At 52.3% G+C, this 12,071-nt stretch carries 19 protein-coding genes; 4 read left to right on the top strand and 15 right to left on the bottom strand.

Annotated elements, in window-relative coordinates:
* Positions 1–85: 85 nt before the first annotated feature.
* From RMR24_RS12770 to RMR24_RS12750, 5 genes are read right to left on the bottom strand one after another with little or no spacing between them, the layout of a single operon-like run.
* Positions 86–616, bottom strand: a complete 531-nt coding sequence (locus RMR24_RS12770; protein ID WP_310615462.1) for a F0F1 ATP synthase subunit delta — start codon at positions 614–616, stop codon at positions 86–88.
* Positions 617–625: 9 nt separating this feature from the next.
* Positions 626–1,096 (bottom strand): F0F1 ATP synthase subunit B, encoded by a 471-nt coding sequence (locus RMR24_RS12765; RefSeq protein ID WP_310615461.1) that lies wholly within the window; start codon positions 1,094–1,096, stop codon positions 626–628.
* Between the two features lie 31 nt (positions 1,097–1,127).
* Positions 1,128–1,376, bottom strand: a complete 249-nt coding sequence (atpE, locus tag RMR24_RS12760) for a F0F1 ATP synthase subunit C (RefSeq protein WP_100147432.1) — start codon at positions 1,374–1,376, stop codon at positions 1,128–1,130.
* Between the two features lie 52 nt (positions 1,377–1,428).
* Positions 1,429–2,286, bottom strand: a complete 858-nt coding sequence (gene atpB / locus RMR24_RS12755) for a F0F1 ATP synthase subunit A (RefSeq protein ID WP_310615460.1) — start codon at positions 2,284–2,286, stop codon at positions 1,429–1,431.
* 14 nt (positions 2,287–2,300) lie between these two features.
* Entirely contained in the window at positions 2,301–2,783 is a 483-nt protein-coding gene (locus tag RMR24_RS12750) for an ATP synthase subunit I (protein WP_310615459.1), read from the bottom strand.
* Positions 2,784–2,893: 110 nt separating this feature from the next.
* Here RMR24_RS12750 and RMR24_RS12745 point away from each other — a divergent pair, with 110 nt between their 5' ends.
* Genes RMR24_RS12745 through lipA form a run of 3 tightly spaced genes read left to right on the top strand, consistent with a single transcriptional unit; the run spans position 2,894 to position 4,879 of the window.
* The gene (locus RMR24_RS12745; RefSeq protein ID WP_310615458.1) at positions 2,894–3,187 is read left to right on the top strand and encodes a DUF493 family protein; all 294 of its coding nucleotides are present in this window, start codon (positions 2,894–2,896) and stop codon (positions 3,185–3,187) included.
* Positions 3,188–3,231: 44 nt separating this feature from the next.
* Complete coding sequence (lipB, locus tag RMR24_RS12740) at positions 3,232–3,861, top strand: lipoyl(octanoyl) transferase LipB (RefSeq protein WP_310615463.1); 630 nt, start codon at positions 3,232–3,234, stop codon at positions 3,859–3,861.
* A gap of 19 nt (positions 3,862–3,880) precedes the next feature.
* Complete coding sequence (lipA, locus tag RMR24_RS12735) at positions 3,881–4,879, top strand: lipoyl synthase (RefSeq protein WP_310615457.1); 999 nt, start codon at positions 3,881–3,883, stop codon at positions 4,877–4,879.
* On the opposite strand, the gene ptsP is transcribed toward lipA, so the two are convergent.
* From ptsP to RMR24_RS12705, 6 genes are all read right to left on the bottom strand, one after another.
* A complete protein-coding gene (gene ptsP / locus RMR24_RS12730) occupies positions 4,869–6,635 on the bottom strand; it encodes a phosphoenolpyruvate--protein phosphotransferase (protein WP_310615456.1) in 1,767 nt (588 codons plus the stop codon). The two genes, lipA and ptsP, sit on opposite strands and share 11 nt — an antisense overlap.
* Positions 6,636–6,641: 6 nt before the next feature.
* Positions 6,642–6,911, bottom strand: a complete 270-nt coding sequence (locus RMR24_RS12725; protein ID WP_310615455.1) for an HPr family phosphocarrier protein — start codon at positions 6,909–6,911, stop codon at positions 6,642–6,644.
* Positions 6,880–7,326: a PTS fructose transporter subunit IIA gene (locus tag RMR24_RS12720; protein WP_310615454.1), complete on the bottom strand. Its 447-nt coding sequence runs from the start codon at positions 7,324–7,326 to the stop codon at positions 6,880–6,882. The genes RMR24_RS12725 and RMR24_RS12720 overlap by 32 nt, the downstream gene beginning before the upstream one ends.
* 30 nt (positions 7,327–7,356) lie before the next feature.
* Positions 7,357–8,592 (bottom strand): MFS transporter, encoded by a 1,236-nt coding sequence (locus RMR24_RS12715; RefSeq protein WP_310615453.1) that lies wholly within the window; start codon positions 8,590–8,592, stop codon positions 7,357–7,359.
* Positions 8,589–9,137: a hypothetical protein gene (locus tag RMR24_RS12710; RefSeq protein ID WP_310615452.1), complete on the bottom strand. Its 549-nt coding sequence runs from the start codon at positions 9,135–9,137 to the stop codon at positions 8,589–8,591. Before RMR24_RS12710 ends, RMR24_RS12715 begins: the two co-directional genes overlap by 4 nt.
* 71 nt (positions 9,138–9,208) lie before the next feature.
* Positions 9,209–9,661, bottom strand: a complete 453-nt coding sequence (locus RMR24_RS12705; protein WP_310615451.1) for a cytochrome c — start codon at positions 9,659–9,661, stop codon at positions 9,209–9,211.
* A gap of 92 nt (positions 9,662–9,753) precedes the next feature.
* Between RMR24_RS12705 and RMR24_RS12700 the strand changes: the two genes are divergently transcribed.
* Positions 9,754–10,443, top strand: coding sequence for a cytochrome b/b6 domain-containing protein (locus RMR24_RS12700; protein WP_310615450.1), 690 nt, complete (start codon positions 9,754–9,756; stop codon positions 10,441–10,443).
* Positions 10,444–10,506: 63 nt separating this feature from the next.
* Here the strand turns inward: RMR24_RS12700 and RMR24_RS12695 are convergent, their stop codons facing one another.
* The 4 genes from RMR24_RS12695 to rplP form a co-directional block, all read right to left on the bottom strand.
* Positions 10,507–11,013, bottom strand: coding sequence for a peroxiredoxin (locus RMR24_RS12695; RefSeq protein ID WP_310615449.1), 507 nt, complete (start codon positions 11,011–11,013; stop codon positions 10,507–10,509).
* Positions 11,014–11,105: 92 nt separating this feature from the next.
* A complete protein-coding gene (gene rpsQ, locus RMR24_RS12690; protein ID WP_310615448.1) occupies positions 11,106–11,375 on the bottom strand; it encodes a 30S ribosomal protein S17 in 270 nt (89 codons plus the stop codon).
* Positions 11,376–11,385: 10 nt separating this feature from the next.
* Positions 11,386–11,580, bottom strand: coding sequence for a 50S ribosomal protein L29 (rpmC, locus tag RMR24_RS12685; RefSeq protein WP_100147416.1), 195 nt, complete (start codon positions 11,578–11,580; stop codon positions 11,386–11,388).
* 17 nt (positions 11,581–11,597) lie between these two features.
* The gene (gene rplP, locus RMR24_RS12680) at positions 11,598–12,014 is read right to left on the bottom strand and encodes a 50S ribosomal protein L16 (RefSeq protein ID WP_100133884.1); all 417 of its coding nucleotides are present in this window, start codon (positions 12,012–12,014) and stop codon (positions 11,598–11,600) included.
* Positions 12,015–12,071 lie beyond the last annotated feature (57 nt).

The following is a 12,071-nucleotide window of genomic DNA, read 5'->3' as shown; positions in this document are numbered from 1 at the left end:
CGATACGGCTCTTAATCAGCTCAGAGATTTCTGCTGGATTGAGTTGCATGACTCTTTCCTTCTTTCTTGTTAGGGCTGACAGGCATTAAGCCGTCAGCGCAACTTTCATTTGATCTAAACGGGCTTTGACAGAAGTGTCCAGCACTTCGTCACCCACCACCACGCGAATACCGCCAATCAGCTCAGGCTGCAAAGCCACAGAGACGTTGAGTTTGCGGCCAAAACGCTTTTCGAGCGCCGTCTTCACATCAGCCAAAGCTGCTGCGTCGATGTCGAAAGCGCTGTACACCACAGCGTCTGCTGTACCGCTTTGCGCGTTGACATGTGCGCGAAATTGCGTCGCCACTTCGGGCAATGCACTCAAGCGACCGTTGTCAATCACGGCTCGCAAAAAGTTTTGCGCAGCAGTTGGCAATTTGGATTTGGCAACACCAGCGATCAAATCAAACACTTGGTTTGAGGTGATTTTGGGGCCTTCTGCAAATTGCAGCAATTGGGCGTTCCCAGCGATGGCTGCAAGCTCATCGAGCCATGCAGCGGTACCGCTCAGGTCTGCGGCCGAAGCCTTGAACAAAGCTTCTGCGTAAGGGCGGGCAATGGTGGCGAGTTCGGCCATGTTGTCCTCTTACAGCTCAGTCTTCAGGCGACTCAACAAGTCGGCGTGAACACCAGGATTGACTTCCTTGCGGAGAATCTGCTCGGCGCCTTTGACAGCCAATGCAGCCACTTGCTCACGCAGTGCTTCACGGGCTTTCACGACTTCTTGCGATGCTTCTGCATGAGCAGCAGCCACAATCTTGTTCGCCTCAACCGTGGCGTGAGCCTTGGCTTCATCAATCAAGTGTTGCGCGCGGCGCTCTGCATCAGCCAACAAAGCAGTGGACTCATTGCGGGTTTCAGCCAGCTTGAGTTCAACCTCTTTGTGCGCATTAGACAGTTCAATCTTGGCATGTTCGGCAGCAGCCAAACCATGGGCAATTTTTTCTGAACGTTCGTCGAGTGCGATTGCGATGGGTGGCCACACGAATTTCATCGTGAACCACACCAAGACCGCAAAAACGATCATCTGGACGAACAGGGTTGCATTGATACTCACGGCAACACCTTTCTTTTGGTAGTTGCGAGAATTACTTCAGAACGAAGGGGTTCGCGAATGCAAACATCATGGCGATACCAACGCCGATCAAGAAAGCAGCGTCAATCAGACCAGCCAACAAGAACATTTTGGTTTGCAGTTCGTTCATCAATTCAGGCTGACGTGCAGCTGCTTCGAGATATTTGCTACCCATGATGCCGATACCGATACAAGCGCCGATGGCACCCAAACCAATGATGAGGCCAGCTGCGAGTGCTACATAACCGAGGACGTGTTCCATTTGTTGCTCCTAAAGAATGGATGAGAGAGAAAAGTTAAGAAAAAAACCGAAATCAGTGAGCGTCGTGCGCTTGACCCACATACACCAGCGTCAACATCATGAAGATGAAGGCTTGCAATGTGATGATCATGATGTGAAAGATGGCCCAGATTGAACCAGCAATGATGTGACCGATAGGCAGCAAGATGCCTGGCAATGTTGCAGCAGCAGCACCGCCCATCAAGGCGATCAACATGAACACCAATTCGCCAGCATACATGTTGCCAAACAGTCGCATACCATGCGACACGGTCTTGGCTGCGAACTCAATCATTTGCATGACGAAGTTGACAGGCCAAAGCAAGGGGTGGGCACCGAATGGTGCACAGAACAACTCGTGCACCCAACCGCCGATACCTTTGATCTTGATGTTGTAAAACACACAAACCAACAGCACAGATGTAGACAAGCCCAGCGTGGTAGACAGGTCAGCCGAAGGCACCACTCGCATGTAAGCGTGATGCGGATCGCCACCATTTGCGCTGTAGATCAATTCCCAGATCTTGGGAAACAAATCAACAGGGAACAAGTCCATGGCGTTCATCAAGAAAATCCAGACAAACACAGTCAAAGCCAAGGGCGCAACCAACTTGCGGCTTTCGGCGCTATGAATGATGCCTTTGGCTTGGCTGTCGACCATTTCAATCAAAATCTCAACAGCAGCTTGGAAGCGGCCAGGTGCGTGGGCCGTTGCACCACGGGCAGCACGCCACAAAAAGAAGCTAGCCACCACACCCAACAACACAGACCAAAAAATGGAATCCAAGTTGTAAACGGAAAAGTCAATGACGCCGGCCATCGGCTTGTTTTGCAGATGCGTCAGGTGGTGAACGATGTATTCACCAGAGGTCGGACCATGTTCAACAGACATTCGTTCGCTCTTCTTTAAGTTGGGCTAACTGGATAAAACACTTTGCGAAAGCCAAGTGCCACCCAATACACCTTCATTGTCACTATCAGACCTGCCAACATGGCAGGCCAGCTCAAATCTTCCACCAGACGCGGCGCCGCAAAGAGCATTGCCACCGTCAGGCCTATCTTGACCATCTCCCACAGGAAAAAGCCAAACACTGCCGATCCCACATTGACAGAAGCAACCTTGCTGGTTAAACCTCTCGCAAAGAGTGTCGCCGGAACAATCACTGCCAGAGCGCCGTAGATTGCCGAATACACAGCATTCACGCGTCCCGACACCAGCCATACAACCCAAGCAACCAAAAGTCCCAGCACCGCTTGCACCCAGAGCACCCGCCACACCGACAAAATGGGCTGATGCTTTCGCAATTCAACAACCTGCTCGGCTGTCAGCGGCTCAAAAGCCTCATGCGCTTGGTGTTGGTCTAAATCTTCGGGGTGTATTCTGGCCATGCTTGTTTACGCGCAGGTTACATCCAGCAGTTCCGTACACAGTCCGTTATTGTACGTGATAACCCATACTCTTTTCAACCCTAGACACCAAGAAGAGGATAATTTCAGCAATGACCACCCCAACCCCCCTCCCAGAAAATCCACGCACAGACTCGCTGATCGAGTATCCAAGCCTTTTCCCCATCAAGGTCATGGGGCTCAAAGTTGACGGGATGGTGCACGCGGTGACATCTATTGCCGAGCAGTTCGACCCCACGTTTGACGCCGCCACCATCGAGCTGCGTGAAAGTACGGGCGGCAAGTATTTGGGCGTCACCATCACAGTGACAGCCACAAGCCGTGAGCAACTGGACGAGCTATACCGCACGTTGACCTCTCACCCGATGGTGAAAGTGGTGCTGTGATCCAACACATCGGCCTTGTGCCTTACCTGCCCACCTTTCAAGCGATGCAGGAATTCACGGCAGCCCGCACCCCCGCAACGCCTGATGAGATTTGGGTATGCGAGCACCCACCGGTTTTCACACAAGGCCTCGCAGGCCACGAAGACCATTTGCTCGCCCCGGGTGACATACCTGTGGTGCCCACCGATCGTGGTGGCCAAGTGACATTTCATGGCCCAGGTCAAGTCGTTGCCTACCCACTGATTGACCTCAAGCATGCGGGCTATTACGTCAAAGAATACGTGCACCGCATCGAAGAAGCCGTGATTCGCACACTCGGCCACTTTGGCGTGACAGGCCACCGCGTGTCTGGCGCCCCAGGCATTTATGTTCGCTTAGACGCCCCACATAGCCACGCCATGCTGGCCGCACGCCCGCACAAAGATGCCAATAATGAGCCAGACTTTGCCGGACTTGGAAAAATTGCAGCCCTAGGCATCAAAGTCAGTCGTCATTGCACTTATCACGGCGTCGCGCTGAACGTGGCCATGGACCTAAGCCCCTTCCAACGCATCAACCCTTGTGGCTATCAAGGGCTGCAAACCGTCGATCTTTCTACAATCGGCGTATCGGTCAGCTGGCAAGAAGCCGCTGATGTTTTGAGCCAAAAGCTTGCCACCTATTTAGCGCCCTGACACCAAAGGGCCACTCGTTATGTCTACCTCTGACAACCCAGTTGTGCGCGAAGCGCAAACCGTCGAAAACTACAACGCCTCGGCCAAACAAAAAGCGGCGGCCAAGTTGTCGCGCATTCCCGTCAAAGTGGAGCAAGGTGAAGCACTGAAAAAGCCCGATTGGATTCGGGTCAAAGCTGGTTCGCCCTCCACGCGTTTTTATGAAATCAAAGATATCTTGCGCGCCAACAAATTGGTCACGGTGTGCGAAGAGGCTAGCTGCCCCAATATTGGTGAATGCTTTGGCAAAGGCACGGCCACCTTCATGATCATGGGTGACAAGTGCACACGCCGCTGCCCCTTCTGCGATGTGGGCCACGGCCGCCCCGATCCGCTTGATGTGAATGAACCAGAAAACTTGGCCAAAACCATTGCCGACTTGAAGCTGAAATACGTGGTCATCACCAGCGTCGATCGCGACGATTTGCGCGACGGTGGCAGCCAACACTTTGTGGACTGCATTCGACGCACGCGAGAACTGTCACCCCAAACACAAATCGAAATTTTGGTACCCGACTTCCGAGGTCGCGATGACCGCGCACTAGAAATTTTGAAAGCTGCGCCACCCGATGTGATGAACCACAACATGGAAACCGTGCCACGCCTTTACAAAGAAGCACGCCCTGGCAGCGACTACGCGTTCAGCTTGAATTTACTCAAGAAATTCAAAGCACTTCACCCCAACGTGCCGACCAAAAGCGGCTTAATGGTGGGCCTCGGTGAAACGGACGAAGAGATTTTGCAAGTGATGCAAGACATGCGCGACCACAACATTGACATGCTCACCATTGGCCAATACTTGGCACCCAGCACAAGCCACATTCCGGTGCGACGCTATGTGCATCCAGACACATTCAAAATGTTTGAGGCAAAGGCCTACGAGATGGGCTTTAGCCATGCGGCTGTCGGCGCCATGGTGCGATCAAGCTACCATGCAGACCAGCAGGCCCACGCAGCGTCAGAAGCCTCTAAGGCTTAAACCCCATCAACTCGGCTGGCTCATCGCTGGCCAACACATCTTGTGCCCATGCCTCTAGGCGTGAGGCATCGGCACGAATCACTTCTTGCTTGATCGCCAAAATTTGCGTGGGATGCATCGAAAAACTGCGCAAGCCCAAGCCCAACAACAAACGTGTCATGGCAGGGTCGCCCGCCATTTCTCCGCACACGCTCACGCCCTTGCCCTGTGCGCGTGCTTCTGCAATGGTGTCGGCCAACAAGCGTAAAACAGCGGGGTGCAAGGGGTCATACAAATGCGCCACCAACTCATCTGCACGGTCAATGGCCAAGGTGTATTGAATCAAATCGTTGGTGCCAATCGACAGGTAATCGAAGTGCCGCAGAAACATCTTGACGCTCAGGGCAGCAGCGGGCACTTCGATCATGGCGCCGACTTTAACGGGGCCAAACACATCGCCACGAGCATCCAACTGCTTGCGCGCTTTTTCAATCAGCGCCAAGGTTTGCGAGATTTCTCGCGCATGCGCCAGCATAGGAATCAGCAGGTGCACCTGCCCGTGCGCGGCGGCCCGCAAAATAGCACGCAGCTGCGTCAAAAACATGGCTGGATCTGCCAAACTCCAGCGAATGGCACGCAAGCCCAAGGCGGGGTTCAAATGCGTTTCATCTTTAACGGTACGGTCCAAGGGCTTGTCTGCACCAATATCCACCGTTCGAATGGTGACGGGCAACCCCTGCATGCCATCAACCGCGCGTTTATAGGCCAGGTATTGCTCTTCTTCATCGGGCAGCGACCCTGCGCGACCCATGAACAAAAACTCGCTGCGGAACAAACCCACGCCTACAGCGCCAACCCCCAAAGCGGCAGGCGCATCTTCGGGCATTTCAATGTTGGCCAACAGGTCAACGCGTTGACCGTCTAGAGTGACAGCGGGCGTATGGCGCAAACGTAAAAGACGTTCGCGCTCTAAATCGGCTTGACGTTGCTTGAACCCATATTCCGCCAAGATAATGGGCGATGGGTTGACAATAACCACGCCCGAGTCACCATCAATGATGATCCAGTCATCTTGACGTACCAACTGGCTGGCCGTGCGTGCTCCCACCACAGCAGGAATATCCAAACTTCGCGCCACGATGGCAGTGTGCGATGTTTTACCGCCCACATCGGTCACAAAACCAGTGAACACGCTTTGCTTGAATTGCAGCATGTCGGCAGGCGACAAGTCGTGCGCCACCAAGACCAATGGCACATCCATGTCATCGTCGAGCTGCAAGTCTTGCTGGCGCGGTTGGTTAGTGCGCTTGCTCGAATGATGTGGCATGACATGCGTCACGCCCTTCATGTGGCGCAACATGCGCTCGACCACTTGCTCTAAATCGCCTTTGCGCTCACGCAAGTAGGCGTCATCCATGTCGTCAAATTGACGGGCCACCACGTCGAGCTGTGAGGTCAACGCCCACTCGGCGTTGTACAAGCGCTCTTTGATCCAGCCGCTCACGCCATCCGCCAGCATGCTGTCTTGCAACAACATCAAGTGGACTTCCAAAATGGCGGATAGCTCAGGTGGCGAATCTTTTGGCAGGTTGTCGTGCAGACTTTGCAGCTCTGTCAACACGGCCTCACGCGATTGGGCTAAACGTGCCAGTTCTGCGCTGACTTGTTCCGGCTCAATGAAATAGTGAGCCACGTCCACGCGGCTAGACGCCACCAACACCGCACGCCCAATGGCGATGCCGCGGGCGACTGCTAGACCGTGAACAGAGAACGTCATGGCGCGTTACTCGCCTTCGCCAAACTTATCTGCCATCAAAGCCAGCAAGGCATCCATGGCTTCTTGCGCTTGTGCGCCATTAGTTTCGAGCTCGACTTCGCTGCCAATGCCTGCGGCCAACATCATGACGCCCATGATGCTTTTGGCGTTCACGCGGCGTTCACCTTTGCTGATCCAAACTTCGCATGGAAAGCTACCTGCGAGCTTGGTGAGTTTGGCAGAGGCACGTGCGTGCAAACCTAATTTATTGCTGATGGTCGTTGTGGTTTTGATCATGGATTCGACGGTTTTGATTTTGAGGGGCGGTGATGGCAACTTGCATCACGCCTTGTGTGCCGCCTGTGAGGGCGCGTGCCACTAAGGCATCAAGCGTCTCATGGCGATAACACACGCTTCTGAACAACATGGGTAGATTTACGCCTGCAATGAGTTTGGCGTTGCTACCGAGCACTAATTTTTGCGCTACGTTAGCGGGCGTTGCGCCAAAAATATCGGTTAATACCAGCAAGCCATTGTCTAAAGCTGCGCCTGCAGCATCGATGGCTTGGGCCAGGGTGTCTTCTGGTTGTGCATCAGGCAAGACGTCAAGGGCGATGACATCGTCTGCGCACTCAGCGTACACATGCATGGCGCAATCGCGCAAGGCTTGCGCCAGCGGTGCATGGGCGATGATAAGAATACGGTTAGACATAGGCCAGGTCAATCAAGAGGAGACAGATTATCAACTGTCTGACTTGTGCTTCAAAAAGTGAGCATAAGACGCCAAGCAACATATGAAATAAATCGTCATCGCTGACTGAAAAGCTTGCGTTTCCGCCAGGCCGATTGATTTGAACCCATCAATCATCAAGCCCATTCCCCACTGAACGACAAAAACGCCTAAAAACAGTACCAAATTAAATGCTGACAAGGCTCGACCCGCCAATGTCATGGGAAACGCCATACCTACAGCAGGCTGCGCGAGTGCGACAAAGGAACCCGTGATACAGAAAATCACCCAAAACAACGCACCCGCATCTACCCCGCCAAGGATGATGGCCAACTGTGCGCAAAAATTCAATGGCACGCCAATAGTCATCAGCTTATTTGCACCGTAACCCCGCTGATTCAACTTAGGCGTGACCATGCCCCAAATCCAAAATGTGATGAGCATGCAAACGTTGAGCCAAAACAAGCCGGTGGCAGCTTCTAATGGCGTGTACCCTGACACCTTCACCATCCATGGGCCAGCCCATAAAGTCTGCATAGCAATCATGCCGCCGTAGTTAAAAAAACCCATAGGCGCGAGACTTCGGAAATAGGGGTGCTGCCACACCTGTTTGTAACTGGCAAAAATACCAACACGGTTATTTTTATCTGTATCTTGAGGCATCTCTTGCAACCGCCACTTTGGCGCTTGCCATGCGAGTAAAGCCATCGCTGCAACGATCATCAGTGCCAACCCCAGAAACATCCATCGCCAACCAATGACTGGTAATAGCCATTGCACCGGCAAAGTAGAGGCGAGCATGCCGAGCGCGCCCGTCATTAACATCCAAGAGTTGGCACGCTGCTGCTTCTCTATCGCCAGCCAACGTCGGTAACCTGTCAAAGGCGCCATCAAACACGCACTCACACCGACGCCAATCATCACGCGAGCCATCAGCAAGCCAGAAAAATTAGATGCCCATGAAAATGCAAAGCAACCTAGTACAGCCACCGTCAAAAAGCTAATGATCACTTTCTTGGGACCATGTCGATCTAACCAATGCCCCATGGGTAGCTGCGTGAGAGAAAACCCCAAAAAGTAGCCCCCAGCGAGCAGACCCAAATCGCTGGCATCAAGTCCGAATTCGACAGTCAAAATGGGCGACAAAGTGGCTGTAATTGCCCTCAACAAAGTAGAGAGCAAATAAGCAAAAGCAAATGAGAAAAAAACCAAAATAGCGGTTTTACGCGGCAACACGTCTTCGTTCATGGCCATTCAATTCCTGAAAAAAATACCTCAGCGATTTCAGCCAATTTTTTGTCATCGGGCTCGCCATACACACCCAACTGGTAAATGGTCTTGCCAATAACAAACGATGTCCATTGAGCTTGGTGCTGATCTGTCTTCACGTGTGTTTCGAAACCTTGCATCGGGCTGCTTCGATTTACTTGCCTTGCCTGCGTCACACTTTGGCTTAGATGCGCCTTTAATACGGCCAAATTAGCGAGCCGCCATGCGTCAAGGAGTGTGTCGGGGGCCGATTCAAAAGGTACTTTTAATTCACCAAGCGCAAATTGCATGCGTCCTGCTTTGCAGGCTTGTAAATGCAACTCTGTGCTTACCGTCTTTTGATTCACCTGCAATGTCACCGTGCGGCTGGCCTGCTCTGGTTTACACGGCATCAAGACACGTACAGGCCCCTGCTGTGACCTGATTTCACGCCAATTCAATTCAGGCGTGCAACCGACAATTGCACCAATGCCCACCCAACAAGCGATATACAAAAAACACTTTTTCAAGAGAGATCGGCTCAAATTGTGAAATACATGTGAATTGGGGCACCAACAACCCTGCAGTGCCCCAAGAGTCAAAGATAGATGTTTGATTATTTGCTACGGAAATCGTCGTGGCATGACTTGCAGGTTCCAGCTGTTGCTGTGAATGCAGCTTTGAACGCATCTTCTTTGCCTGACTTGGCTGCTGCCGCCAACTTCACTGACTCAGACTGTAATTTATCGCCCAGCTCTTTGAATTTGGCGCTTTGCTTCCAGATTTCTGGCTTGGCCTTTGTATCTGCTGTTTCTGTACCTTCGCCAAAGGCTTGCCAAGGTAATTTGGCCATATCGGCCACGATTTCTGCATTCTCAGCTGCAACTTTTGCATCAAACGGCACCTTGCCTTGGGCCATCGCACCTAAACGACCAAAGTGAGTTCCAGTCACGGTGAATGCGGCTTTACGATATTTCACAGCATCTTCAGGCTTAGCAAACTGTGCTGCAGCTGAAAAGCTGATGGATGCCGCGCCAAAGGCGAGCAACGATACGATAAGTTTTTTCATTTTGAATGTCCTTTAGGGTTGAGAATACAAATCTAGCGGGTGCAAGTTTACGAAGTTTGTATCACCTTGTCTTTTTGTTTTTCATTTGACGCATGCCCAACACCTCTTTTTTGTATCGCGTTCGTATTTGGGATCTCCCCACTCGCGCTTTCCACATTATCTTGGCGCTCGCAGTGGCCGGCCTCGTCGCCACCGGCGAAATCGGTGGCAATGCCATGCAGATTCACTTCTTGCTTGGCTATTTGGTGTTGGTGTTGGTCCTATTTCGCTTGGTTTGGGGTGTGGTGGGTGGACACTGGTCTAGGTTTGTGAACTTTGTTCCTGGCCCTGCAAAGTTAATGGCATACGTGCAATCACTTCGTAACAAACAGGCGGCACCCAATGTTGGCCACAACCCTCTGGGCGCATTGTCTGTGCTGGGCATGTTGGCCGTCTTGCTGCTACAGGTACTCAGCGGCCTCATGAGTGATGACGAAATTAGCAACTCTGGACCATGGGTCGCGTTGGTTTCTAACGACTTAGTTTCGCTTGCAACTCACTACCACGGCGACATTGGCAAAGTGCTGCTAATTATTTTGGTATTGCTACATGTCGCAACCGTACTGTTTTATAAAAGCGTGAAGAAAGAGGACTTGATCACCCCCATGCTTACTGGCGACAAGGTTCTGCCAACACAAACACCTGAATCACGCGACACCCTCACTTCTCGTCTCTTTGCGCTCGGCATCCTAGCCGGCTGCGTGTATACCGTTTATCGACTGGTTAGCCTTGGGTCAAACTGATTGGACGTTTTCTAACTTTATAAAAAAACCGCGCTAAGCGCGGTTTTTTTATTGCGGCAGACCTTAGGCCTTCGCTTGCGCCAACAAAGTTTCAGCGTTGCTCACCTCGAACTTACCTGGTGCTTCTGCATTCAAAGCGACCACCTTGCCATCTTTGACCAACATGGAGTAACGATCGCTACGAACGCCCATGCCACGTGCGGTTAAGTCCAACACCAGGCCAGTTGCTTTGGCGAATTCTGCACTGCCATCGCCCAACATGCGCACCTTGCCATTGGTGTGTTGATCACGCGCCCATGCGCCCATGACGAAGGCGTCATTAACACTGACACACCAAATTTCATCCACGCCTGCAGCCTTGAACTCATCGTGCAATGACACGTAACCTGGTACGTGCTTGGCTGAGCATGTTGGCGTGAATGCGCCAGGCAGCGCAAACAACGCAATGGTTTTTCCTGCTGTGGCTTTGGCCACATCAACAGCGTTCGGGCCAATGCTGCAACCTTCACCTTCGACCTCTGAATATTCCATCAGGGTGGTATGCGGCAGGGTGTCTCCAACTTTGATCATGGTGTTTCCTAATTTATGACGTTACAAAAACAAAAACGACCCACATTGTGGGTCGTTTTCTTTAGCCTTGCAGAGCCGAAGCTCTTTGGTATTTAAACCGCAGGAGCTTTCTCAACCAAACGGGTTGCTACCCAGTTTTTGGTTTTCGAAATTGGCTTGCTCTCAGTGATCTCGATCATGTCGCCCAAGTGGTATTCACCTGTTTCGTCATGTGCGTGATACTTGCTCGACTTAGCAACAATTTTGCCGTAGAGGGCGTGCTTCACACGACGCTCCACGAGCACTGTCACTGTTTTAGCGCGCTTGTCGCTAACCACCTTGCCAACCAAGGTGCGTTTGAGGGATTTCTTAGCGTCCGTCATGTTCACTTCCTTACTTGGCGGCTTGCTTTTCAGCAAGAATGGTTTTCGCACGTGCAATGCTGCGGCGTGTAGAACGCAGTTGTGACGTGTTGTTGAGTTGTTGCGTACCTTTTTGCATGCGCAAGCCAAAGTGAGCTTTTTGCAACTCTTTGACTTCCGCTTCGAGGCCGGCAACGTCTTTTTGGCGCAGTTCAGCAGCTTTCATTTCTTATTTCTCCTGAATTACTGGCCGATCATGCGAGCCACGAAAGTGGTACGCAAGGGCAACTTTGCAGCGGCCAGACGGAATGCTTCACGGGCCAACTCTTCAGGGACGCCTACGATTTCGTAGAGGACCTTGCCGGGTTGGATCTCTGCCACGTAGTACTCGGGGTTACCTTTACCGTTACCCATACGCACTTCAGCAGGCTTTTGGGAAATTGGCTTATCAGGGAACACACGAATCCAGATACGGCCGCCACGTTTGACGTGACGGGAAATCGCACGACGTGCGGCTTCGATCTGGCGGGCCGTCAGACGGCCGCGATCGGTGGATTTCAGACCGAAGTCACCGAATGCAACTGTGTTACCACGTGTTGCGATGCCGGTGTTGCGGCCTTTTTGCTCTTTGCGGTATTTACGGCGTGCTGGTTGCAGCATGCTTATTCTCCTGTTCCGTCCGCAGCCGTGCCAGTGGATGCGGGCGCGGCAACCTTG

The organism is Limnohabitans sp., from assembly GCF_031539105.1.
Classification (GTDB): Bacteria; Pseudomonadota; Gammaproteobacteria; order Burkholderiales; family Burkholderiaceae_C; genus Limnohabitans.
The sequence above is the reverse complement of the archived record's forward strand: the minus strand, read 5'-3'. Positions and strand labels throughout refer to the sequence as shown.

What these genes read in the sequence shown, in the direction of transcription:
- RMR24_RS12770 (WP_310615462.1), bottom strand. Translation starts at nt 616, where the DNA reads ATGGCCGAACTCGCCACCATTGCCCGCCCTTACGCAGAAGCTTTGTTC.
- atpE (WP_100147432.1), bottom strand. Translation starts at nt 1,376, where the DNA reads ATGGAACACGTCCTCGGTTATGTAGCACTCGCAGCTGGCCTCATCATT.
- atpB (WP_310615460.1), bottom strand. Translation starts at nt 2,286, where the DNA reads ATGTCTGTTGAACATGGTCCGACCTCTGGTGAATACATCGTTCACCAC.
- RMR24_RS12750 (WP_310615459.1), bottom strand. Translation starts at nt 2,783, where the DNA reads ATGGCCAGAATACACCCCGAAGATTTAGACCAACACCAAGCGCATGAG.
- RMR24_RS12745 (WP_310615458.1), top strand. Translation starts at nt 2,894, where the DNA reads ATGACCACCCCAACCCCCCTCCCAGAAAATCCACGCACAGACTCGCTG.
- lipB (WP_310615463.1), top strand. Translation starts at nt 3,232, where the DNA reads ATGCAGGAATTCACGGCAGCCCGCACCCCCGCAACGCCTGATGAGATT.
- lipA (WP_310615457.1), top strand. Translation starts at nt 3,881, where the DNA reads ATGTCTACCTCTGACAACCCAGTTGTGCGCGAAGCGCAAACCGTCGAA.
- ptsP (WP_310615456.1), bottom strand. Translation starts at nt 6,635, where the DNA reads ATGACGTTCTCTGTTCACGGTCTAGCAGTCGCCCGCGGCATCGCCATT.
- RMR24_RS12725 (WP_310615455.1), bottom strand. Translation starts at nt 6,911, where the DNA reads ATGATCAAAACCACAACGACCATCAGCAATAAATTAGGTTTGCACGCA.
- RMR24_RS12720 (WP_310615454.1), bottom strand. Translation starts at nt 7,326, where the DNA reads ATGTCTAACCGTATTCTTATCATCGCCCATGCACCGCTGGCGCAAGCC.
- RMR24_RS12715 (WP_310615453.1), bottom strand. Translation starts at nt 8,592, where the DNA reads ATGAACGAAGACGTGTTGCCGCGTAAAACCGCTATTTTGGTTTTTTTC.
- RMR24_RS12705 (WP_310615451.1), bottom strand. Translation starts at nt 9,661, where the DNA reads ATGAAAAAACTTATCGTATCGTTGCTCGCCTTTGGCGCGGCATCCATC.
- RMR24_RS12700 (WP_310615450.1), top strand. Translation starts at nt 9,754, where the DNA reads ATGCCCAACACCTCTTTTTTGTATCGCGTTCGTATTTGGGATCTCCCC.
- RMR24_RS12695 (WP_310615449.1), bottom strand. Translation starts at nt 11,013, where the DNA reads ATGATCAAAGTTGGAGACACCCTGCCGCATACCACCCTGATGGAATAT.
- rpsQ (WP_310615448.1), bottom strand. Translation starts at nt 11,375, where the DNA reads ATGACGGACGCTAAGAAATCCCTCAAACGCACCTTGGTTGGCAAGGTG.
- rpmC (WP_100147416.1), bottom strand. Translation starts at nt 11,580, where the DNA reads ATGAAAGCTGCTGAACTGCGCCAAAAAGACGTTGCCGGCCTCGAAGCG.
- rplP (WP_100133884.1), bottom strand. Translation starts at nt 12,014, where the DNA reads ATGCTGCAACCAGCACGCCGTAAATACCGCAAAGAGCAAAAAGGCCGC.